Raw genomic sequence first — 22776 nt, 5'->3', positions numbered from 1 at the left:
CTATACGACCCACGGCTTTCGCAGGGTCTCTGAACCCTACCTCGAAGACGACATCCCGCATGTGGATATGGAGCTCACTCTTTAAACACAAAAATTGTGCAATTTTTGTTCTTTTCTCTTGGAGAATCAAACAAAAATTGCACAATTTTGTGCGGGAAAAGCTACTAGTTACTTGGTAGTAATCTTCAGCAGCTGATCACCGATGGTGACAGCACCGGTTGAACCCTCAACATCGTCGAACTTCACAGTGTTAGTCACCAGAACCGGGGTAACCAGCGGGTAGCCAGCGTTCTCGATTACAGAGCGATCGAAAACAATCAGCTCCTGGCCAGCAACAACGCGCTCACCCTTAGCTACCTTCACGGTGAAACCTTCGCCACCGAGGTTCACGGTATCGATACCCACGTGAATGAGCAGTTCAACACCGGAATCCAGCTTGATGCCCACAGCGTGACCTGACGCGGGAGTTGCGATGATCTTGCCATCAGCAGGAGCCACTACGGTGTTGCCGCTGGGATCAATGGCGACACCCTTACCGAGCTTCGCTGCTGCGAAGATGGGGTCGGGAACCTCAGCCAGAGGAATCGCGCGTCCTTCAAGAGGCGCGGTCAGAGTGATAATATCACCGGCAGCTGCAGGCTGCGCGGATGCGGTGCCGTGTGCAGTGGTGTGAGCTGCTGCGGTTTCAGTGGGAGTAGCTACAGGGGCCCCGGTCTCTACGGGGTCAACAACAGCGGCGTTACCTGCTACTACGGGGGCACCAACAGCTGCTGCCTCAGGCTCGGTCTTCTGGCTCTTTGATTCGTAGCCGAAAATCAGTACACCTGCCATAGCGCCGAAGAAGGCGATAGCCAGACCAACCATGTAGAGGTACCAGGGCTGCATAGCAGGAATAGAAATCAGAGAGGTGAAGGCGAAAGCGTAGGACTTAACACCCAGAGCTGAGATGGTAGCACCACCGATAATCGCGGGAACCAGAATCAGGGGAAAGACGCGCTTGTAACGCAGAACAATGCCGTATAGGGAGGGCTCAGAGATACCACCGAGCAGACCGGAGGCGGCTGCACCAACGGCGGTCTGGCGGAGTTCCTTGTTGCGGCGAGCCACGATAGCAACACCGGTAACAACACCGAAAACAGCGAAGTTGTAAGCGCCCATGGGGGACTGGATGAAGTCAGTGCCCGTGGTCTGCAGGTTGTTAATCATGACAGCGTTCAGGGGCCAGTGCAGACCCAGGGGAACCATAAACAGGTAGAGACCGGCGATAACGCCACCTACCAGCCAGGGAGCAACTTCATTGACGCCGCCAATGAAGTCAGAGATACCGAGCGCGAACTTGATGCCGATGGGGCCAATGAGGAAGGCAGTTAGGGGAACCAGAATCATCACAGAAATCATGGGCACGAAAACCATGTGAAGCATGGTGGGGATGACCTTCTTTAAGAAGCGCTCCAGGGGCGCTAGCAGAGCTGCGGCGAAGAGGGGCGGGAAAATCTGACCGGTGTAGTTCATAACGTAGAGAGGCAGATCAAGACCCAAGAAAGGAACACGGACAACGCCGTCTACAGCGATGTCTGCAAAGCCCTGAAAAGTGCCGGTCATCAGAGCTGCGGGAATAGCTGCACCAACCCACATGTTGGCACCGAGACGCTTAGCCGCGGTCGCACCCAGCATGATGGGCATGAACTGCAGAACAGACAGGGAGGCTGCCAGCATGATGAACCAGAAGGGGAAGGCAGCTCGCCACTCATTGAGCATCGCTGCTGCCGCGTCAGCATCAGCAAGACGCGGGCCATTCACAATGTCGATGTTAACGCTTTCGCCAGTGAGGTCGGTGTACTGACCAAAGAAGCCCAGCTGCTGCATGAACACGATCAGGGTCAGGATCATTGAGGTACCCAGCAGTGCCCAGAGCACGGGGCGGAATGAATCTGACAGAACGTCGAAGACACGGGTCAAGGGGGACGCCTTCTTTTCGTTGGCATCGTTAGCGGCGGCGCTTTCACCTACATGATTCATGCCGGGTAGCTTCTGCATCTCGTTGTAAACAGATTCAACCTTGTCGCCCAAAACAACCTGGGTCTGACCTGACTGCTCAATGATGGAAAGAACACCGGGGGTGTTCTCAATCGCCTTGGCATCAATTGCTGCCTTGGACTTGGGGGTAACGCGCAAACGGGTAGCGCAGTGGGTGAAGTGAGAGATATTCTCGGGGCCTCCCAGACCTTCGAGGATCCTCTTACCCATCTCGGTATTATTCACCGTGATTTCTCCTTGTAAGAAGTAACAAAAAATCGCATCAAAACTGTTGCAGAAAACAAAAAGACCCGAGTTGCTAACGTTCGACTTTTCACACCTGTAGTATGCCCTCACCATGAGGGAGGCACACCACCTAAGAAAAACTACGAACCACACCGCGAGGGAGGGCTTGAGCTTTCAGGTGAAAAGTTTCAAGAGCGCAGTAGCGTTTGGCTACTTTCCTCTTGAAAATGTAAGCAACTCAGGTCTTGCCTGCTAACCAGTAACAATCCTGATGAATACTGTGCAACCGGTGTAGCCACCGATTACGTTTCGTGTGATGATTCTACTCCACTGCTTTTTAAAGGGCAAGAAAAAGAAAGCAATATGCCCATCTTTTTGCAGCGCTTGCACTAAAGATTGTGTGCTTTGCGCTGGCGGTGAACCCAGCGCGCTGTAGCGGCTAGGCGCGTCCGCCCGCGTGAACCCTAGCCTCGCGGGCAGCTTCAACAGCCTCGGGGTGGTGCTGGTGCATCCAGCGCTTGTGGTAGCGGTAGTTGATTTCAATCAGCACGCTACCGACCACACCGGCAACCAGGCAGGTGGTTAGAAGCTGACCGGCGGGGAACTCAAACTGGTGGTACCACTGCGAAGCGGGCACCAAAACCGCCAACGCCAAACCTGCGTACATGGCAGCAACCAGGGCGGCGCGCTTAGCATCGAGGGGGCGGACGGCGGTGGTGAGGTTCCACAGACCCAACAAGACCAGGGTAATCAGTGTTGCCGTCTGCAACTGCTGACCGGACGCTACGCCCTCGGCAAAGAGGGCGCGTCCTACAAAATTCACGGCAACCAGGGTGAGAGCAACAATCAAGGCACTGGGAATCGCAAAGTGCAGGGCACGCTGCAAGAAGCCCGGAACATAGCGGCGAGTATTGTGCATCATAGTGAGGAAGAAGGCCGGGCCGCCCACAATCAACAGGTCAGCGGTGGAGTACTGACGGGGCAGTAGCGGGAACTTCCAGCACAAAATACCCAACAGCACACCAAGGGCAATAGCGAAGCCGGTTTTTGTCAGGAAGAGGTTGGTGACCCGCTCAATATTGGCAATAATCTTGCGCCCCTCAGCCAGTACAGATGGCAGACGGTCAAAGCGTCCGTCCAAGAGAATTAGGCGTGAAACGGCTTTAGTCGCGGGGGCAGCATTACCCATGGCAATACCCAAATCGGCGTGTTTGAGGGCAAGGGCGTCATTGATGCCATCGCCCGTCATCGCCACGGTGTGCCCAGCCTCCTGCAGGGCAAGCACCATGTTCTTCTTTTGCTCGGGGGAAACCCTACCAAAAACATTGTGGGTCAAAGCTGCCTGAGCAAGCTCCTTGCCGCTTTCGGGCAGGGTTGAGGCATCAATAGCACCGTTTTCAACATCCATACCTGCGATACGCGCGGCAGCAACAACGGTTTGCGGGTTATCGCCAGAGAAAACTTTGAGGTCAATGCCCTGCTCGGTGAAGTAACGCAGCGTCTCAGGCGCCTCAGCGCGTACCTGCTCACGGAAGGTAATCAGTACCGCGGGGGTAGCATCGGGCTTGTCTGTGAGCGCCTTGCCATCAGCTCCTCGCGGCAAGGACGGGGCATGCGAGAGCACCATGGTGCGTAAACCTGAAGCGGCAAGTTTAGCGGCGCGGACGCGCTCAGGCGAGTCAGCGGGCAACAGAGCTTCGGGCGCGCCAAGTACCCAGGCACCGGTTTCAAACTCAACGGCTGAGAAGCGCTGGGCTGATGAGAAAGCGATGGTCGCGACTGCCGGTTGCGCGGGTACCTCAGTGAACTCTTCACCCAGCGCAGCAGCGGTGGGGTTAGCGTTCTCATCAGCACCAAACCACGCCAGCGCCCGCTGCCAGCCGGAGGGCGCGCCGGGGAGCTCCACCGCGTCATTGAACCCTACTCCACCTTCGGTCAGGGTACCTGTCTTATCGAAGCACACCACATCAACGCGGGCGAGTACCTCAACAGCAGGCTGCTCCTGAATGAGCACCTCATCTTGGGCGAGTTTCACCGCCGCCACCGCAAAAGAAATGGTGGTCATGAGCGCCAGCCCCTGCGGAATCATAGAGGCAATCGACGAAACAGCAACAATGGTGGCGTCCTGCCACGCACCGCTATCAAGAGCATACTGCCAGCCACCGGCGGCAACCATCTGACCGTTAACCACAATGGCAATAATGGGAATCAGCGCGAACGTAATCCACTTGACCACGCGCTCCATACCGGCACGCAACTCAGAGCTAATCTGCGAGAACTGACGTGCCTCATGCGCTAGCTTGTTAGCGTGGGACTCACTGCCCACCGCAAAAATCTGCACCCTACCGGTACCATGAACCACTGAGGACGCAGACAGCACCGTATCACCAGGCTTCTTAGCTACCGGGTCATTCTCACCGGTCAACATCGATTCATCAAGATCTAACCCGTCAGAGGTGAGGACGCGCGCATCCGCCGGCACCTGATCCCCGCGCTTAAGCACCACAACATCGTGGAGCACCAGCTCATTCAGAGCAACCTGCTGAACCGCCCCATCACGCACCACCGTTGCCGGGTCGCGGCGCAAAAGGGCAATCGCGTCCAGCTTCTTCTTCGCTGAGTATTCCTGAACGAAACCCACCACCACGTTGGTGACCGCCGCAAGCAGAAAGAGCATATCGAGCCATCTGCCCAAGAGAATAACGGCAAGACCGCACAGCCCCAGCACAAGATTAAAAAGAGTAAAGAGGTGGGTACGCGCAATCGCGCTCACAGGGCGCGAGGTACTGGTATCAACTGTGTTCGTCTTACCCTCGCGGGTAAGTTCTTGCACCTGGTCACCAGAAAGCCCGGTGGTAGCGAGTTCCGTATCTGTTGCCCGGTGTGTAGCTACCATCGAATGTGCGCCCTGCCTTTGAACGAAAAGTGTCTTTACAACTGCCGCGTAGAACCTGCCTACATGTTGCCCAGTTTACCTGCCGGAGGCGTCCTTGCGTGTTTCGCATCCGTGGTAATGGGTGTCTTATGAAGATTTTAGGGCGCTCACCGTAGCCCGTCACCATTCCCAGGAACGAGATTAGCCGGCAGACCACTACGCCCCCGGTGCAACAAACCCTCAACCGCGAGAGGACACGTGTGCGTCAAAATCATGCCGATTATGATGCACACGTGTCCTCTCGCAAGAGATGGGAGGCTTAGCCCTGCGCTACCTCACCGAAGTAGCGTGCCATGGTGCCCTCATGTGCTTCGCGCATCTGCTCGATGCTCAGAGAGAATTCGCCCTGAACTTCCAAAGCATTTGATGCTGAATCAACCACACCAATGCGAGCGGTGGGGAAGTTACGTGCGGTACACATGTCGTTGAAACGAACTTCCTCAGAACGAGGAACAGAAACAACCACACGTCCCAGAGACTCTGAGAAGAGCAGAGTGAAGATATCTACACCGTCACGCTGAGCGACCTCCCCCAAACCAATACGGGCACCGGTGCCAAAACGCAGGCACGACTCCACCAAAGTAGCAGCCAAACCACCAGCAGCAACGTCATGCGCAGCGTCAATCATGCCATCGCGTGACATATTCACCAGCATATCGCCCAAGGCGCGTTCCAACGCCAAATCAACCTTGGGAGGCTGACCGCCCAAGTGACCCTTCAAACGTGCCCATTCCGAACCGTCCAGCTCGTCGCGGGTAGTGCCCAGCAGGTAAATAGCCTGACCGTCTTCAGTATCAGACCAGCCTGAGGGGGTACGGCGGGTGGCATCGTCCATCACGCCCATCATCGCCACCACGGGGGTGGGGTTGATGGCGCGCTCGCCGGTCTGGTTGTAAAGAGAAACGTTACCGCCGGTAACGGGAACACCCAGTTCCATACAACCGTCTGCCAAACCGCGCACAGCTTCAGCGAACTGCCACATCACATCGGGATCCTCGGGGGAGCCGAAGTTCAGGCAGTCAGACACAGCAACGGGGCGTGCGCCAACGGTTGCTACGTTGCGGTACGCCTCAGCCAAGGACGCGCGTGCGCCCTCATAGGGATCGAGCTTGGTGAAGCGGGGGTTTGAGTCGGTTGCCAGTGCAACACCCAAACCGGTCTCTTCATCCACGCGAATGACACCGGAGTCATCGGGCATTGCCAGAGCGGTGTTGCCCTGCACGTAGCGGTCGTACTGGTTGGTAATCCATGACTTTGAGCAGAGATTGGGCCCTGCCATGAGTTCCAGTACAGCATTGCCCAGGGCACCGCCCGAGGTGGGGCGCTGCGCGTCCGCCTCTGAACCGGTGAAGTGGTTCGCCTGCAGCTTGTCCTGCCACTTTGGGCGGGCGTAAGGACGCTCATAGGTGGGGCCGTCGTGGGCAACGGTCTTGGGGTCAACGTCGACGATGATTTCGCCGTCCCACTCGATGGTCAGGCGACCCGAGCCGGTGACTTCGCCCAGTACGGAGTACTCGACGTCCCACTTCTCCATGATGCCTTCAAAGCGTGAGAGGTTCTCGGGAGTGACAACAGCCATCATGCGCTCCTGGGATTCTGACATGAGAATCTCGCCGGGAGTCAGGGTGGGGTCGCGCAAGAGTACCTTGGTCAGATCGACGTGCATGCCGCCGTCACCGTTGGACGCCAACTCGGAGGTTGCACAGGAGATACCGGCAGCGCCGAGATCCTGAATACCTTCAACAATGGAGTTCTTAAAGAGCTCCAGACAGCACTCAATCAGTACCTTCTCAGCGAAGGGGTCGCCCACCTGAACAGCGGGACGCTTAGAAGGCTTGGTGTCATCGAATGACTCTGATGCCAGAACGGACGCGCCACCGATGCCGTCGCCACCGGTGCGGGCACCGAAGAGAACAACCTTGTTGCCAACACCAGAAGCGTTTGCCAGGCGAATGTCTTCGTGACGCATGATGCCAACAGCCAGCGCGTTAACCAGGGGGTTTGCCTGGTAGCACTCGTCGAATTCAACTTCGCCGCCGATATTGGGCAGACCCAGTGAATTGCCGTAGCCGCCCACACCCGAGACAACGCCGGGTAGGACGCGCGCGGTATCTTCGTGGTCGATGGCGCCGAAACGCAGGGGATCCATGACAGCAACCGGGCGCGCACCCATCGAAATAATGTCACGCACAATACCGCCAACACCGGTTGCAGCACCCTGGTAGGGCTCAACGTAGGAGGGGTGGTTGTGCGACTCGATCTTGAAAGTAACAGCCCAACCGTTACCAATGTTGGTCACACCGGCGTTCTCACCAATGCCTACCATGAGATCTTTCTTCATCTCATCGGTGACCTTAGCGCCAAACTGTTTCAGGTGAACCTTCGATGACTTGTAGGAGCAATGCTCAGACCACATCACCGAATACATCGCCAACTCAGCGGCAGTGGGGCGACGTCCCAGAATCTTCTTGACGTCTTCAAACTCGTTTTCTTTGAGACCGAGCTCAGCCCAAGGCAGCTCGGCGTCGGGGGTAGCCGCCGCATTCTCGACGGTATCCAGATTAAACTGCTTTTCGCTCATAAGAGTATAAATTTCCTTGAAACTAGAGCTTAGCGGGCAGAAACCAGCTGGTTGAGAACAGAAGTGAAAACACCCAGACCATCAGCGCCACCGCGCAGGGCAACATCACCGAAACCAGAAGAATCAGGGCCGAAACCGGGCTCAACTGCGTGCTCGGGGTGGGGCATCAAGCCAACCACGTTGCCGCGCTCATTGGTGATACCGGCGATGTCATTGCGAGAACCGTTGGGGTTCACACCAACGTAGCGGAACACCACGCGTCCTTCAGCTTCAAGAGCCTCTAAGGTGTGCGCGTCCGCAACGTACTGACCGTCCTGATTCTTCAACGGAACAACGATCTGCTGACCTTTTTCAAAATCAGAAGTCCAGAAAGTCTCATTGTTGTCGATGCGAAGAACCTGATCGCGGCAAATGAACTTGCGGTGATCGTTCTTAATCATCGAACCGGGCAACAGGTGGGTCTCTGTCAGAATCTGAAAACCATTGCAAATACCCAGCACCGGCAGCGGCGATGAACCAGAAGTGCTAGAGGCAGAAGCAGCCTTAGCAACCTTCTCCATCATCGGAGCCTTCGCCGCAATAGCACCGGCACGCAGGTAATCACCATACGAAAAACCGCCGGGCACAACAACTGCATCTACATTCTGCAAATCGGTATCGTTGTACCACAGCGGTACGGCAGTGCCACCAGCAAGAGTAACCGCCCGCACAGCGTCGCGGTCATCCAAAGTGCCAGGGAAGGTAATAACACCCACGCGCACATCAGCCAGCGCGCTATTGGTCGGTGCGGTAGAAAAATCGCCCACCAAGGGAACTTCGGTAGGAGCCAAAGACTCAGCCATTACTTAGTCCTCCAGCGCTTCAACGTTGACGACGTCCTCGATAACGGGGTTAGACAGCAACTCGGTAGCAGCTTCACGAGCCTGCGCCAACAGCTCTTCAGTTACCTCACCCTCAACGGTGAGTTCAAAACGCTTACCCTGACGAACATCAGTGAAATTCTTCAGACCAATGCGGGGCAGTTCGTTAGCAATAGCCTTACCTTGGGGGTCAAGAATCTCGGGCTTGAGCATAACGTCAACAACAATACGGGCCATAGTGTGGGCACTCCTAGATGTGCGTAATAAGGTAACAATTGACCAGTTACATCTTAACTTAAAAGCTAGGGGTGGTAACCATATGTGCCGGGCGGTTCGCGGGTGGGTGTACAAAGGGTGCTTGTGCTCCTATCGCGTACTATAAAACCATGGAGTTTCTGACAGGAACGGGACTTGCTGCTTCGGCTGGGCTGAATGCGTATGTGCCTTTGCTTACGCCCCCTGCTCAACGCGGCGTCCGCTGGGTTCGCTGTCCCCGTGGTCTCAACCGGTGAGGATGCCGGTGCTATCGCCCTTTCGCTGGCTGCTATCTTCCTGCCGCTGATCGCCCTCATCGCTCTGGTTGCCACCGCCGTCTTCGTTGGCATGAAGATCAGAAAGTTTAAGCGCCGCAGAAAATACCGGGACGCGGTGACAATTCTCTAGACTTCCATACAAGAGGTGGGAGGCAGACTGGGCGGTCTGCTCCCTTCCATACCTATTGTTTAAAGGGTGAGCGAAATATCTGCCGAGGTCTGGGAAAGTGATGTGAACTACGTTATCTTGGGAGGTAGGACGTCTTGTTACGTCCAGCCCATATGTATTTACCCCTCATGTCGCAAAGGTGCGTACTCGTGAAAAATGTCAGAAAGTTTGCCGCTCTTCCTTTCGCCGCAACCATCTTATTTACCGGTGTAGGTATTGCAGGGGCAACACCCGCCCCCATCCTCCCCGCCACAGGCGACCCCGGAACATACACCGAGCAGAACATCGCCGAAAAACTGATCGGCGATTCTTCAAACTACCGAATTCCTGCGCTGGCAGACCTCGGTAACGGTGTAGTACTTGCCGCCTGGGACGGGCGTCCGACAAACGCAGCAGATGCTCCCAACCCCAACTCCATCGTCATGCGTCGCTCCATTGATAACGGTCAGACCTGGGGCGAAACAACCTTCATCGCCAAGGGCAACCTCGGTACTGATGGCACCCAGAAGTACGGTTACTCAGACCCCTCATTCGTTGTAGACCATGAAAGCGGTAAGGTTTTTGCCTTCTTCGTGTACTGCAAGAACCAGGGCTTCTGGGGTAGCCAGTACGGTAATGACATTAGTAAGAACCCCAACGTCATGGCAGCGGTTGTGGTTGAATCATCAGATCAGGGCGTTACCTGGTCAGAGCCCCGCGACATCACCTCTATCGTCAAGCCCGGCAACGGTGAAGGCGCGCCCGCAGTGGGTGATATCCGCTCAACCTTCGCTACCTCCGGTGAGGGTATTCAGCTCAAGTACGGTGAGCACAAGGGTCGCCTCATGCAACAGTTTACCGGCATGGTCAAAATGCCCGATGGTAGCGAAAAGACCCGCGCCTACACCGTCTACTCCGATGACCACGGTGTCACCTGGAAGCGCGGTGGCTTCGCAGGCATCGGCATGGACGAAAACAAGATTGTTGAGCTGTCTGACGGACGCATCATGCTCAACTCCCGCGACTTTGACGGCTCCGGCTACCGCAAGGTTATCATCAGCAATGACAGCGGTGAGACCTGGGGCGAAACCGTAATTGACACCGCGCTGCCTGACCCCAAGAACAACGCTTCAATCACCCGCATGTTCCCGGACGCACCCGAAGGCTCAGCTGATGCGAAGAAGCTGATATTCACCAACTCCAACAACAACGCTAATAGCGCCCGCGTTAACCTGAGCGCTCGCGTTTCGTGTGATGACGGCGAAACCTGGCCGAGCGTCCGCCAGTTCAAGGACGGCTTCGGCGCTTACTCCACCGCAACCGCCCTCTCAGACGGCACCTTCGGTGTTTTCTACGAGGCGAGCTACAAGAATGACATGCGCTTTGGCTCCTTCGATGAAGCCTGGCTGAACTACGTTTGCGCGCCAGTGAGCGTTGATGAAACTAAGGCAGTAGCGGGCGAAACCACCAGCGTTCCCGTTACCATCACCAACCAAGAAGACACCCCTCTCAGCGGCAAGGTCACCATTCACGATTCCAAGGGCTTCACCGCCAACGAAGTCACTGTTGAGGCGATCCCTGCCGGTGAAACCCGCACCGTGAACGTAGAACTGACCGCCAGCGAGGAAGCACGCAACGCTAGCATGGACGCTGTCTTCACCAGCACCACAGGCAAGCAGTCCCGCGGTACTTTCCAGGTGAAAGTCCCCGCAGCTTACGTCTTTGGCGTTACTGTGTCAGGAACCGGTCCGCAGTCGCGCGATTTGACCACCACCCCCTACAAGGTGGGCGACAAGATTAACTACAACATCACCGTTGCTAACACCTCGAATGAATCTGTCAGCGTCGTACCCAGCGCGGGCAACTTTGAGCAGGGCTTCTTCCCGCCCATCGCGCCCAACTGCCGCTACAGCAACCTCGCAGTTGACGCGATGTACGAGTGCAAGACTGCCTCACACACCGTTACTGAAGAAGATATCGCTCGTGGCTACTTCGAACCGCTGATGGTCTTCACCGTCACTTCTCGTACCGATGCTAGCCGCACCACTACCGTTGAGCACAAGGGCGAACGTGTTTACCTGACCCCCGTCGCCCCTGAACTGACCGTCACCGGCACCATGAGCTCACCGGCTCAGGAAACCTACGCAGAAGGTGACAAGATCGCCTACAGCTTCAAGGTCACTAACCCCAACGACTACGCAGTAACCGTGGTGCCCACCGCCGGTAACTTCGACGCTGGATTCCTGCCCAATAGCGCACCCAACTGCCGTTACCGCAACCTGGGCGCACAGGCATCCTACGACTGCACCACCGCGGTACACACTGTCACTGCTGAAGACATCGCCCGCGGCTACATTGACCCGGTAGCAGTCTTTGAAGTCTCACCGCAGATTTCAGGTACCACCCAGACCGTTGAATTTGCGGGGGAGCGCATCAACCTCGCCCAGGAGCCTCGCGAACCCCGATTCATTGACGTTCCAGAAGATTACCCCTTCTTTAACGAAATTGAATGGCTCGCAGCCCAGGGCATCACCACCGGCTGGTCAGATGGCACCTTCCGCCCCACCGAGTCAATTGAACGCGGTGCGATGGCAGCCTTCTTCTACCGCATGGCAGACTCACCCGAGTTCGAAGCCCCGGCAACCCCCACCTTCAAGGACGTACCCACCACCCACCTCTTCTACAAAGAGATTGAGTGGATGGCAGCCCAGGGCATCACCACCGGCTGGTCAGATGGCACCTTCCGCCCCGATGCCTCAACCGAACGCGCAGCAATTGCAGCCTTCTTCTACCGTTATGCAGGAGAACCCGCAGTAGCAGCTGACTACGTTCCGCCTTTCACCGACGTCAAGGACAGCAACATGTTCTACCGCGAAATCAGCTGGTTCTTCCAGCAGAACATCGCAAAGGGCTGGGCTGATGGCACCTTCCGCCCCGACTCCTCCATCCAGCGTGCGGCAATGGCAGCGTTCATTTACCGCTACGAGACCATGTAAGAGTTCTTAGAACTTTCACAGCGCTGATATAAAAACTGCTGCACCTCATCACCGAGGTGCAGCAGCTTTTTAATGACCAGACTGATGGGCGTGAAAATCTCGCAACAGCCCGGCAGAGGCGCTGGTTCTCTCATACAGTGCTTCTTTGAGTGCCTCCACAGACGCGCGGGTGAAGCGGATGCCCGGTGCCGACTCGTCCTGGGCCAGCGCGTCCTCACCGAACCAACTCATTACGCTGAATTCATTGACGCCCAAGTACACGGCGGTCTCTGCAATAGTCATGGAATCAGACATAATTCTCCTGAAAATTGAGTGAAGTGGGGTAATCAACAACCACCTGTAAGAGGCGGTTACGAATCTGAACTGAACGCAGCGCAAACTGACGCTGAATCTTTACATACTCTGCTTTACCTTCGGCGGTTTCAACCTTAACCGGCTCATAACCCCAATCAACAAGATCGTAAGGGGCTGCTTTCATATCAAGTTCTCGCACCTGCCAAGCAAGTTCGAAAGCATCCATGAGCAACTCTGATGAGACCAAGGGCAGAAGTTTGTACGCCCACTTGTAGACATCCATATTGGCGTGCAAACAAGCAGGCTGCTCAAGGACGCGCTGGGTCTCGCGGGTAGGTTGCAACTCGTTCATAGGGGTCGCTTGCGGCATAAAAAACCGGAAAGCATCAAAATGAGAACAGCGAATCTTGTGGCTTTCAACCACAGCATCTGTGCCCTCTGCTCCCAGACGCAAATCAAGGTAGTCGTGGCGAATATTGTTCTCAACAGACTTATACGCCATTGCCCACTCGTGCATACCAAAGCAACCAAAATAGCCGGGCTTAGCCGCGGTATTGCCCAGAATCTCGCGCGTGAAATCAACAGCAGTGCCGCGCTTTTCTAAGAAAGCGTGAATATCAACGGTGACCGCGCTGTTGTGGCTAGCGAGTCTATGCGCCCTGTCGGTATCAAGACCTAACTGTTCTAACTCAGGTGCCGAAAGTGTCCGGTAAAACTTCTGGCTCGCGTACTCTGGCGCGTCCAAAAGAACTACACCCGCACCCGGATGCCAGCGCTTGAGCTGGGCAGGTTTGAGCGTGTAATAAGTGAAAAGAAAGTCCTCTACCGGATGCTTCAACCCACGATTACGCCGCTCAACGTAAGGATTAGCGTAGCGGCTGGCGCGCTTCTCGTGAGCGGCAGCCAGCTTTTCCCAATCCTTGCGGGGTAAAACGGTGAAAGTAGAAGAAGTCATGGGTACAAGTTTAGTCTGGCTCGTGAGTTCACTGCTCTGCGATAAGACGCCCACGACATGAAAGGGGTGTGTTTTCCCTCAAGAACCTCAGCCCGCTGCCAAACTTCTGAACATCCCTCAACGTTTCGATCGGTTGCTTCGACAAATAATAAAAGCCACGAGATGAGGCAAATAGTGAAGGCAAGGCTTAGCACAAAGAATTGCAGCGTAAGGAAGCCCGCCCCCATATAGGCATCTGCGTAAGTGTGGGTAATCAAGGCGCTGATCCCCGTTGCTAGATAGCAAAGGACGCACAGAAAAAGGAGAAACCTTAGCCTCCTCCGTGATGCAAGGAATTTAATCATGACGAATCACCAGCTCCCCTGTAGCGACTCCTGTCGAAAGTTCGCACAGCCCAAAAATAGACATCGGATGCGTTGAGGCAACTCATACTGATTGCATGGTTATCTCAACAGTTTATTTGCAGGAAAGGCAACTAACAATGGGGAGAACCTTATACACCCCACAAACACAAAGCGCCCGTGCTCTCTCACAGTCGTGAAAGAGCGCGGGCACCTCTACAAAAACTAGGCTTTAGCGGCCGGTACCACCGTAAACAGTAGCCTGACCCTCGGCGTCCAAATTGAAAGCAGAGTGAACAGCGCGAACAGCCTCGTCCAGCTTGTCAATATCAGTAATCACTGAAATGCGAATCTCAGAGGTAGAAATCATCTCAACGTTCACACCTGCCTCGCGCAGCGCATCAAAGAATTTGAAGGAAACACCGGGGTTTGCCTTCATGCCGGCACCCACCAGAGACAGCTTGCCAATGGAATCGTTGTACTGAATCTCCTCAAAACCCAGCTCAGCCTTGCGGTTGGTCAGCACCTCAACAGCCTTACCACCTTGCGCCTGGTCGAGAGTGAAAGAAATATCGGTGACATCGGGACGATCAGTTGAAACGTTCTGCACAATCATGTCGAGGTTTACATCTGCCTCGCTCAGTAGACCAAACACCTTCGCGGCAGAACCGGGCACATCGGGCACACCAATAACGGTGACCTTCGCTTGGGTGCGATCGTGCGCAACACCAGAAATCAAGGGCTGCTCCAAGGGGATCTCCTTTAAGTTCTCGAACTCAAATTCTTCGGGGTTATCGGGGAGCACAATGGTTCCCTCAAGCTGCGAGAACGACGAACGCACATGCAACTTCAAATTGAATCGACGCGCGTACTCAACGCTGCGCAGATGCAAAATTTTCGCACCGTTGGCAGCCATCTCAAGCATCTCTTCACTGGTAACAGTATCTAGTTTACGGGCTGAAGGCACAATGCGCGGGTCAGCGCTGAAGACACCGTCAACATCGGAGTAAATTTCGCACACGTCAGCGTTCATCGCAGCAGCCAGCGCTACAGCGGTGGTATCTGAACCGCCGCGCCCCAAAGTGGTGATATCACCGGTCTGACGGTTCATGCCCTGAAACCCGGCGACGATAGCGATGTTGCCCTCTTCAACAGAACGCTGAATACGCTCGGGGTTTACCTCAACCAAACGCGCGGAGCCGTGTACGCCGTCCGTAATCATGCCAGCCTGCGAACCGGTGAATGACTGAGCTTTAGCGCCCAGGGAGTTCACAGTCATAGAAAGCACCGCCATAGAAATACGCTCACCGGCCGTCAGCAGCATATCTAGTTCGCGGGAAGGGCCGGGCACAGAATTGGTGGCTTCCGCAGCAAGATCAAGCAGCTCGTCAGTGGTATCGCCCATGGCGGAGACAACCACTACAACATCATTGCCTGCCTGCTGGGTGTCCACAATGCGACGGGCTACGCGCTTGATGCCATCAGCATCAGCAACAGAAGACCCACCGAACTTTTGGACGATCAGGCTCATCGATATCTCCAGTAAAAAAGGTTGTGGCACCGGCTAGTTTTCCGGCTGTTTACATCGTATGCGGTTACGGTTAGCCCGCCACATTTGATAACAAATACTACTTTATGACGCGGTATGACGGCTGTGCGCGGCGGGACGGTGCTGTTTCACATGGTGGGCGTTGGTCTGCCGCCCACATCGTAGGCAAAAACCGCAACGCTCGGGTGTAAAGACAACGTTCGCTATACTGATACACTGACTTGCAGGCACACAGCCGGTGCCCAGCGTCCTCACCTACCCAGCGCGGTGGGGTACACGCGAAGGAGAGAGAATCTTTCGGCGATACTTCTTTTTCACTGATGGACGCGCGTTAACCGTGCCTAAAAACGCAGAGCTGGGATGCGCAAAGGTAGGTTATCCGTGACTTCTTCACGCAGCTTCAAGACTCTTGTTCGCCAGCATATGGCTGAAAGCGGGCTTAACTACACCGCTGCCCGCGCGCAGCTTCTTAAAGAGCGCACCCGGCAGGTTCAGGTTGCCGAGGCCGAGCACCGTACCGTGGTTTCCCGTTTTTTCAAGGACGCGGCGCTGACGGCTTTTCCCGCTAAACGTAAGGCGCGGGCGCACGTTTTGTTGTACCTGGTCAACTATTTTGAACCGGGGCGCACCTACACCGAAAAACAGGTCAACGAGATTCTCTCCGCTTTTTGGTCGGACTTTGCCTATCTGCGCCGCGAGCTGGTGGACTATGGCTACCTCAAACGCGACAAGACCGGAACATACTGGCTAGCCGACATCGCCCCCGACCGATGGGAGACGGTGCTTCATGCTGAAGCCCCCGAGTGGGAGGCGATCTGGCTACCTGCCTACCTTAAGGGGGATGCGGGGCACTTCAACCTAGACGCGGGGTAGGCTAAACGACCGGCAAGCACGGTGTCGCTAGTTGACTAAAAACAAAAACCTTCGGGCGTGGTGCTGAAAGCCCACTGCCCGAAGGCCTTGCCCGCTCTTAAGCGATGATTTAGCGACCGATAAAGGGGATGAAACGGGTAATCTTACGGCCGAACAGCTTCTTGACGAGATTGCGCGCAGTCTTGTTCTTGATGATAAAGAGAGCTATCTGGAATGCTAGGGACGCGGGGATAATACGGAATGCCAGTATGATCAGTTTCTTCTTCATGATTCTCCTTTGAGTGGGTGATTATCAGTCTACTGTTGGTTGCTTGGTGGGAGAAACTTACTCCCAGGGGTTCACGTACTTTTTGCCGGGAATCGGCGGAATTTGCGGTGCCGCAGTGCGCAGGGGCGTCTTTTTTAGCTCGGTGAGCTGACGCTCGTACTCCGCCTGACGCTGGGTTCGCTCGGCGTTAGCCTGCGCTTGCTCGGCGTCGAAAGCGGCTGCGGCGCGTCGTTCTGCCTGCTGCGTTTCTTCCAAGTCACCGGGAACTTCAGGACGCTCCTGCTCATCTTCTGCCTGGCTGCCCTCGGTAGCTGCCTGCACATGGTTCTCTAGCAGAACCTCATTGAGATTGCCCTGCTCAGACTCCACTGCGGCGCGGTCTGAGGCAGGTGCGTCCTCAATATCGTCAAACATCGAGCCGCTCCAGCGGGGGCGCTCAAGAACAGGTTCTGCCTCTTGGCGGGCTTCAACCTCGGCATTTTCTTGCTCAACTGCTTGCTCAAACTCCTCGGCAGCGTTCTTGGTTTCAAAGCGGGTACCCTCAGAAATAATGCGGCGCCCCTCCAAAGCTCGCCCCAAAGTAATCTCGTCGGCGTACTCCAAATCGCCACCTACGGGCAGACCGGACGCCAGCCGTGAAACGCGAATACCGATGGGTGAAAGCATCCGTGAGAGGTAGGTCGCGGTCGCCTCGCCCTCAAGGTTGGGGTCCATCGCCAAGATAATCTCTTGAATACGCTCATCAGAAAGACGCGCCACCAGCTCACGAATACGCAACTGCTCAGGGCCCACACCAGCCAGCGGGTTAATCGCCCCACCCAGCACATGGTAGCGTCCCGTGAATGAGCGGGTGCGCTCCACCGCAAGAACATCCTTCGACTCTTCGACCACGCACAAAGCCGCCGGATCGCGCCGGTCATCACGGCAAATAGCGCACTGCTTCGTCTCAGACACGTTGCCGCAAATCTCGCAGAAACTCACCGTCTGCTTCACCTGCGTAATCGCACCAGAAAGCTTCGCCATCTCAGCCGGGTCAGCATTCAAAATATAAAATGCGATACGCTGCGCTGACTTCGGGCCAACACCGGGCAACCGCCCAAGCTCGTCAATAAGATTCTGGACTGCACCTTCGTACATGCTCACCTTTTCACACATCTATAAGTAGGCACGCAAAACGTGCCGGGTCAGTACCTGTTAGCTGCCAGGCGGGCTGTGTTTCTAAGAGAAGTTACTGGTTTCTTCAACCACCCTGCCGCCAAGAATCTGCTCGATAGCTTTCTGACCCATCAGTACCGTCTCTTCAAGAGCGGTATCTTCATCTGAAGGAACAAACTCAGCTGGATCCTCAACCTGTGGCTGCGGTTCGTTGCTTTGCGCTACTGCCTGCTTGCCCGCCTCAAATTGCGCTGCGTGGCGTTCTCGAAAGGAGAGCTTCTTGGCGGGGGCACTCGGGGAGGGGGAACCATCTGGGGTACTGGGTACACCGGTGCCCGGTGCGGACGCATCTGAGTTTTGGGGAGCAGCCTGTCCGGACGCTAACGGATCCGCCCCCTGCGACCTACCACCTAACGGTCCAGCAGCAAGCGAATCTGCCCCACCAGCAAGCGGCCCGGCGGGCGCGTCCGCGTCCGCAGTTTCAGGACGTGAGTGCTCGGCTACGGGGGTCTGCCTGGTGGCTACTGGGGTGGGCTGAGTATTGTTGACGTAACCAGCGCCAGCAATGTATTCGGGCTCGTCAACGGGGGCATCGAAGTAACCCCCCTCGTAGTCGCTGTATTCCTCAGCGATGGGTCGCGCCTGCTGGGGTGGGCGCTCAGTAGAGGGCTGTTCGGCGGTAGGCTGCTCCGCTGCGGGGTGGGCTGCCTGCTGCTCAGGGACTTTTGGGAAACCACCAGCGGCAGGCTGCTCCTGCACTTCATTGTGGGCGTTCTCATTGGGTTGCGCAGGGGTATCGGTGGCTGTGGTGCCATCGGCTACCGGCTTACCCTCGGGTTCTACGGGTTCAGCGGCGGCGGGGTGGGAATCCTCCATGACCTCGTCTTCGCTCTCACCGAGCTGTTCGGCGGTTTGTTCGGCTGCTTCTTCTGACTGTTCGGGTACGGCAGGGGACGCCACCGTGGGCTGGGGGGCGTACTTTTGCCCGTTGGGAGCGCTGGCTGACGAGGACTCTTCGGTAGAGCTCTCGTGCATCGGGGTAGCGTCTGGTGCGGTGCCTTGGTCAGAATCGGTAGCCGGTGATTTAGGCGCTGTCTCTGATGCAGCTTCAAGGGGTGCGCTGGGTGCTATGGCGGGATTCTCATCTCCCTGGGGTACAGCTACGACGTCCCAGCTGGTAACGGGGTTGTTCCAGTCGTCCTGGCTCCACTGAGGTTCTGCTTGCGAGCGAGGCTGACCGTGCGCCGCCCACGCCTGTTCACCACCGCGGGGCCCCTCTGCTACGGGAATTTCAGGACGCTGTGCGGTGTTCTGCTGGTTGCCCTGAGGTGCTTGCTGGGCGGTAGCTAACGGCGGGCGCTTTTGACCCTGCTGCGGTGCGTTCTGCCCGGCATGCGACGGGACGCTGCGAGGAGTCTCTGCAGGTGTACTAGAGCCCTGCGTCTGCTCGCCCCTATCAACCTCACCGCGCACCTTGGTCTGCAACTGCACGACTCGATAGATAGCTTGTTCGAGTTCCCCAATGTGGTCTTTGACCCGGCGGAGCACCGGCATGGTGGCACGAATGAAAAGCTGATTGTTCTCAAATTTTGAGGGTACACACTGGGCAAAGAAGTTCTGCGCGACGGGGCTGGGAACCAGCTTAATAATCTCGTTCCAGGAATGCGCGACCATATTGACTACGTTGTCACCGGCATGAACATTCTGACCCTGCTGGGCGTATGCCTGAGCACCATCTTGTTGGGCAGGGTTCTGGGACGCAGGACGCGGAGGCTGGACTTGCTGAGGGTGCCGAGCCTGGCTCTGTGCCTGTTGCTGGCTGCTCTGGAAACCTGCGAGCGGTCCTGCGCCGTTTGATGACTGAGGCTGCTGGGGTGAAGGAGCATGGATGGGTGCTGGGCTCTGATGAACACCCTGACCTTTCGATGCGGGTTGCTGGGGCCGGTCATGGGACGGCTGCCTACCCTGTTCGGGTGCAGCTGATTTCTGACGTGAGGCATTGAGGGCTGCTTGTACAGCGGCGCGCCCGGAACCCACAGGGTCACCAACGTTAGCCCTACCGCCGCTAGCACCAGCCGCTGCGGGAGCAGCAGGTGCCCCACCGGTCTGGGCGGGGGAGAGCATGATGCGCGCGCACAACAGTTCAAGGTGAAGCTGGGGGTTGGTGGCACCGCTCATGGCGTTGAGTGATTCGTTCGTCAGGTCAGCAGCTCGCGACAGTTCAGCGCCGGTCAGCTGCTGCGCCTGGTCTTTGAGTCGCTCAATCTGATCTGCTGACATACCGTGCAGAACCTGCTGGGCGGCGTCCGGAACAGCTTTGACAATAATTAGGTCGCGCAGACGCTCCAAGAGGTCTTCAATGAAACGACGCGGATCTTGCCCGGTTTGAATGACGCGGTCAACCGAGGCGAAAACATCGCCAGCGTTCTGCGCCGCGAAAGCACCCACAACGGTATCGAGCAGCTCACCGTGGGTGAAGCCCAGCAGTGCGACCGCTAGATCGTAGGTGACGCCTTCATCGGTTGCGCCGGCAATCAACTGGTCAAGAATTGAGAGCGAATCGCGCACCGAACCACCACCGGCACGTACCACCAGCGGTAGTACGCCCTCGGGAATCTGCACGCCCTCTTCTTGGGCAAGCTGACCCAGGTAAGCAGTCAGAGTCTCGGGTGGTACAAGACGGAAGGGGTAGTGATGGGTACGTGAACGAATAGTGCCCAGCACCTTGTTCGGCTCGGTGGTCGCAAAAATAAACTTAATGTGCGCCGGGGGCTCTTCAACGATTTTCAGCAGTGCGTTGAAGCCCTCACGGGTGACCATGTGCGCCTCGTCAATAATGAAGATTTTGTAGCGGTCACGCACCGGAGCGAAGGACGCACGCTCGCGCAGATCGCGGGCGTGGTCAACACCGCCGTGGGAGGCGGCGTCCATCTCAATCACATCAAGAGAGCCGCCGCCGTCGCGGGAGAGTTCGCGGCAGGAATCACATACACCGCAGGGGGCGGGTGTGGGGCCTTCGGCGCAGTTAAGGCAGCGCGCGAGAATACGGGCGCTGGTGGTTTTACCGCAACCGCGCGGGCCTGAGAAGAGGTAGGCGTGGTTAACGCGGTTCTTCTCAAGGGCAGTAATGAGTGGGGTAGTGACGTGCTCTTGACCGATGACATCGGCAAAAGTTTCGGGTCGATACCGACGGTACAAAGCGGTGCTCACAACTAACCCCTCAAAGTTTCTAACGAGATTGTACACCCGGCGAAAGGGGTGGCTTCTACAAGTCTAACGATGTTGACTGACATTTTAGGGACTCATCCGCCTCTGACCGCGTTCTGGTACGCCGAAAGTGCTGCGCCTACACCCATTTGCGTGTACAGCGGTGATGAGGGGTGCTTAAAAATAAAAGACCTCTCACGCACCCGTCAGAGCCCAGATACCCTTGCTGCCTTCCGGCCCTGGGGGAGTTTTCCAAGATGACGCCACATGAGAGGCTAGGTAAGAGTCTACCCCACAGCTCAAGGTGGAGGCAAATGCGCTCTCATGGTGCCTGCTACGTTGTGTGCGGACGCGAGATTGAGGCGGTGCAAACTGGGGCGGGGTCTCACGTTGCCACGGGGTGGTGTTTTAGGGTAAGCTCGTACCTGTTCACTTTTTGCTGGCTTTGGTCGGTGAGAGTAAGCACTTGGAGGATTCGCCTAGCGGCCTATGGCGCACGCCTGGAACGCGTGTTGGGTTCACGCCCTCAGGGGTTCAAATCCCCTATCCTCCGCCAACAATGAACCCCGTTCATCTCAGTCAGACTGAGATGAACGGGGTTTTGTTTTGCCCTCAAAGAGCGCTCTTACAACAATTCTTGCAACACGCGAAAAACCCTGGTGCAAACGCGCAGTGGGTATCTGCAACAGGGGTGCGCAAAACTTACGCCCTGCGACTCGCAGCCGCGTCCGCGCTGTCTGCGATGGACGCATCCGCCAGCCCTGCCCTACGGACTTCGGATACCTTGGAGAGTCTGGTCCAGTTGTGCCAGCCGCAGAGGGAGTTCAAAATAAAGGCGCAGTATATGACCACAATGTTCATAGCTCCGTCAGTGTCACTGGTTAGCCACAGAATAATCTGCGCGATGTTCAGCACGATCCACAACAGCCACCGCTCACGGAAGCGGTAGACCATGAGCAACTGGGGCAATCACCGCAATCACGGTGGTGAAAGAGTCAATGTAGGGCTGGTTAGAACCAATGTTCGTCAGCAGGATGCCGTAACCCCAGCTACCAGCCACCAAAACCGCTAAAATACCTGCCCAGTCAGCCACAAAGACGCGGCGGGCGCGAACCTCCTTAGCTTCGTCCCCCCTCTGGTTCTTTAGTCATATTCTTACGCCAGGTATATAAACCCCAGAACTGAGTAATCACGTAGAAGAACTCAAACATCACTTCACCAAAGAAGACCGCCTGCAATGCCAAATAAAAATAGAAAACGTTCTGAACAAGACTGAAGAAATAGTTAGAGATAGACCCCTTACCCACCAGCGCCACACAAATCACGCCGCTGAAGCGATAATCGCGCCCATCCACCCTTGGGGGGCGAGCACACTCATCGCCACCTGCAAACCAATCAGCGCAGGGTAAAAGACTTTCTCAAAAGAGGCATAAGCGGTGAACAGGTCAGCGTAGGCGCGCTGCCCCAAAGAGAGAGCACTTTCCCTTTTCGCTATGGCAGGGCTTTCTGATTGCGGTAGCGGCTGTCGTCACCTTCGGACTGCGGTTCGTACCCATGATGGGCATGCGCGCAGTTGCCGCCAACCCCTACGTGCTCGCCATCGGCAAAATGCTACCCGGCGGAATCATGGTGATTCTCGTTGCCTACTCCATTCAGCACGGCAACTTCACCGAAACCCGCAACACACTGGCTCTGGCGGCTGCCCTGGTAGCAACTATCGGCTTATACCTGTGGCGCAAAAACGTACTCATCGCCTTGGTAACCGGGGTTCTGCTCTACGGAGCGCTCACCTTCGGCTAACGCCATCTGCCGTTCCCCG

Annotated in this window: 18 protein-coding genes, 1 tRNA gene, 1 other RNA gene and 1 pseudogene; 5 read left to right on the top strand and 16 right to left on the bottom strand. The window is 56.3% G+C overall.

Going from position 1 to position 22776, the window contains the following annotated elements; all coding sequences use genetic code 11:
* Positions 1–168: 168 nt before the first annotated feature.
* From JR346_RS09280 to purS, 5 genes are all read right to left on the bottom strand, one after another.
* Entirely contained in the window at positions 169–2262 is a 2094-nt protein-coding gene (locus tag JR346_RS09280; protein ID WP_205482332.1) for a glucose PTS transporter subunit IIA, read from the bottom strand.
* 439 nt (positions 2263–2701) lie between these two features.
* Positions 2702–5158, bottom strand: a complete 2457-nt coding sequence (locus JR346_RS09275) for an HAD-IC family P-type ATPase (protein ID WP_205482331.1) — start codon at positions 5156–5158, stop codon at positions 2702–2704.
* A 298-nt stretch (positions 5159–5456) separates the two neighbouring features.
* A complete protein-coding gene (gene purL, locus JR346_RS09270) occupies positions 5457–7778 on the bottom strand; it encodes a phosphoribosylformylglycinamidine synthase subunit PurL (protein WP_205482330.1) in 2322 nt (773 codons plus the stop codon).
* Between the two features lie 29 nt (positions 7779–7807).
* Entirely contained in the window at positions 7808–8620 is an 813-nt protein-coding gene (gene purQ, locus JR346_RS09265) for a phosphoribosylformylglycinamidine synthase subunit PurQ (protein ID WP_205482329.1), read from the bottom strand.
* A gap of 3 nt (positions 8621–8623) precedes the next feature.
* Positions 8624–8875: a phosphoribosylformylglycinamidine synthase subunit PurS gene (purS, locus tag JR346_RS09260; RefSeq protein WP_204878158.1), complete on the bottom strand. Its 252-nt coding sequence runs from the start codon at positions 8873–8875 to the stop codon at positions 8624–8626.
* Between the two features lie 201 nt (positions 8876–9076).
* On the opposite strand from purS, the gene JR346_RS09255 reads away from it, so the two are divergent.
* Together JR346_RS09255 and JR346_RS09250 are read left to right on the top strand one after the other, a co-directional pair.
* Positions 9077–9301, top strand: coding sequence for a DUF4126 domain-containing protein (locus tag JR346_RS09255; RefSeq protein WP_205482328.1), 225 nt, complete (start codon positions 9077–9079; stop codon positions 9299–9301).
* A 188-nt stretch (positions 9302–9489) separates the two neighbouring features.
* Complete coding sequence (locus JR346_RS09250) at positions 9490–12315, top strand: S-layer homology domain-containing protein (RefSeq protein WP_205482327.1); 2826 nt, start codon at positions 9490–9492, stop codon at positions 12313–12315.
* Between the two features lie 69 nt (positions 12316–12384).
* On the opposite strand, the gene JR346_RS09245 is transcribed toward JR346_RS09250, so the two are convergent.
* From JR346_RS09245 to JR346_RS09235, 3 genes are all read right to left on the bottom strand, one after another.
* Positions 12385–12609 (bottom strand): hypothetical protein, encoded by a 225-nt coding sequence (locus JR346_RS09245; RefSeq protein ID WP_204878161.1) that lies wholly within the window; start codon positions 12607–12609, stop codon positions 12385–12387.
* Complete coding sequence (locus JR346_RS09240; RefSeq protein WP_205482326.1) at positions 12602–13564, bottom strand: 3-methyladenine DNA glycosylase; 963 nt, start codon at positions 13562–13564, stop codon at positions 12602–12604. The genes JR346_RS09245 and JR346_RS09240 overlap by 8 nt, the downstream gene beginning before the upstream one ends.
* A 573-nt stretch (positions 13565–14137) precedes the next feature.
* Positions 14138–15436, bottom strand: coding sequence for an aspartate kinase (locus JR346_RS09235; protein WP_204878163.1), 1299 nt, complete (start codon positions 15434–15436; stop codon positions 14138–14140).
* Between the two features lie 399 nt (positions 15437–15835).
* Between JR346_RS09235 and JR346_RS09230 the strand changes: the two genes are divergently transcribed.
* On the top strand, positions 15836–16327 hold the full coding sequence (locus JR346_RS09230; RefSeq protein ID WP_240333938.1) for a DUF2087 domain-containing protein: 492 nt from the start codon (positions 15836–15838) through the stop codon (positions 16325–16327).
* A 109-nt stretch (positions 16328–16436) separates the two neighbouring features.
* Here the strand turns inward: JR346_RS09230 and JR346_RS09225 are convergent, their stop codons facing one another.
* The 4 genes from JR346_RS09225 to ffs form a co-directional block, all read right to left on the bottom strand.
* The gene (locus JR346_RS09225) at positions 16437–16595 is read right to left on the bottom strand and encodes a hypothetical protein (protein ID WP_205482324.1); all 159 of its coding nucleotides are present in this window, start codon (positions 16593–16595) and stop codon (positions 16437–16439) included.
* Positions 16596–16652: 57 nt separating this feature from the next.
* Positions 16653–17732: a recombination mediator RecR gene (gene recR, locus JR346_RS09220; RefSeq protein WP_204878166.1), complete on the bottom strand. Its 1080-nt coding sequence runs from the start codon at positions 17730–17732 to the stop codon at positions 16653–16655.
* An 81-nt stretch (positions 17733–17813) separates the two neighbouring features.
* Positions 17814–20960 (bottom strand): DNA polymerase III subunit gamma and tau, encoded by a 3147-nt coding sequence (locus tag JR346_RS09215; protein WP_205482323.1) that lies wholly within the window; start codon positions 20958–20960, stop codon positions 17814–17816.
* Positions 20961–21140: 180 nt separating this feature from the next.
* Positions 21141–21237: signal recognition particle sRNA small type (gene ffs / locus JR346_RS09210), an RNA gene on the bottom strand.
* Between the two features lie 188 nt (positions 21238–21425).
* Here ffs and JR346_RS09205 point away from each other — a divergent pair.
* Positions 21426–21513 (top strand) — tRNA-Ser (locus JR346_RS09205).
* Positions 21514–21659: 146 nt separating this feature from the next.
* On the opposite strand, the gene pnuC (JR346_RS10530) is transcribed toward JR346_RS09205, so the two are convergent.
* The 4 genes and pseudogenes from pnuC (JR346_RS10530) to JR346_RS09185 form a co-directional block, all read right to left on the bottom strand.
* Positions 21660–21911: a nicotinamide riboside transporter PnuC gene (gene pnuC, locus JR346_RS10530; protein WP_205482322.1), complete on the bottom strand. Its 252-nt coding sequence runs from the start codon at positions 21909–21911 to the stop codon at positions 21660–21662.
* Positions 21892–22077 (bottom strand): annotated as a pseudogene (locus JR346_RS10525) (nicotinamide mononucleotide transporter); the annotation flags it as partial. The gene pnuC (JR346_RS10530) and the pseudogene JR346_RS10525, both read right to left, overlap by 20 nt.
* The gene (pnuC, locus tag JR346_RS10660; protein WP_370592606.1) at positions 22076–22264 is read right to left on the bottom strand and encodes a nicotinamide riboside transporter PnuC; all 189 of its coding nucleotides are present in this window, start codon (positions 22262–22264) and stop codon (positions 22076–22078) included. The gene pnuC (JR346_RS10660) and the pseudogene JR346_RS10525, both read right to left, overlap by 2 nt.
* Before the next feature lie 14 nt (positions 22265–22278).
* Positions 22279–22425, bottom strand: coding sequence for a hypothetical protein (locus tag JR346_RS09185; RefSeq protein WP_205482319.1), 147 nt, complete (start codon positions 22423–22425; stop codon positions 22279–22281).
* Positions 22426–22463: 38 nt separating this feature from the next.
* On the opposite strand from JR346_RS09185, the gene JR346_RS09180 reads away from it, so the two are divergent.
* Positions 22464–22757, top strand: coding sequence for an AzlD domain-containing protein (locus JR346_RS09180; protein WP_204878238.1), 294 nt, complete (start codon positions 22464–22466; stop codon positions 22755–22757).
* Positions 22758–22776 lie beyond the last annotated feature (19 nt).

The organism is Rothia sp. ZJ932, from assembly GCF_016924835.1.
Classification (GTDB): Bacteria; Actinomycetota; Actinomycetes; order Actinomycetales; family Micrococcaceae; genus Rothia.
Note: the sequence above shows the minus strand (reverse complement) of the source record. Positions and strands in the feature narration are given on the sequence as shown.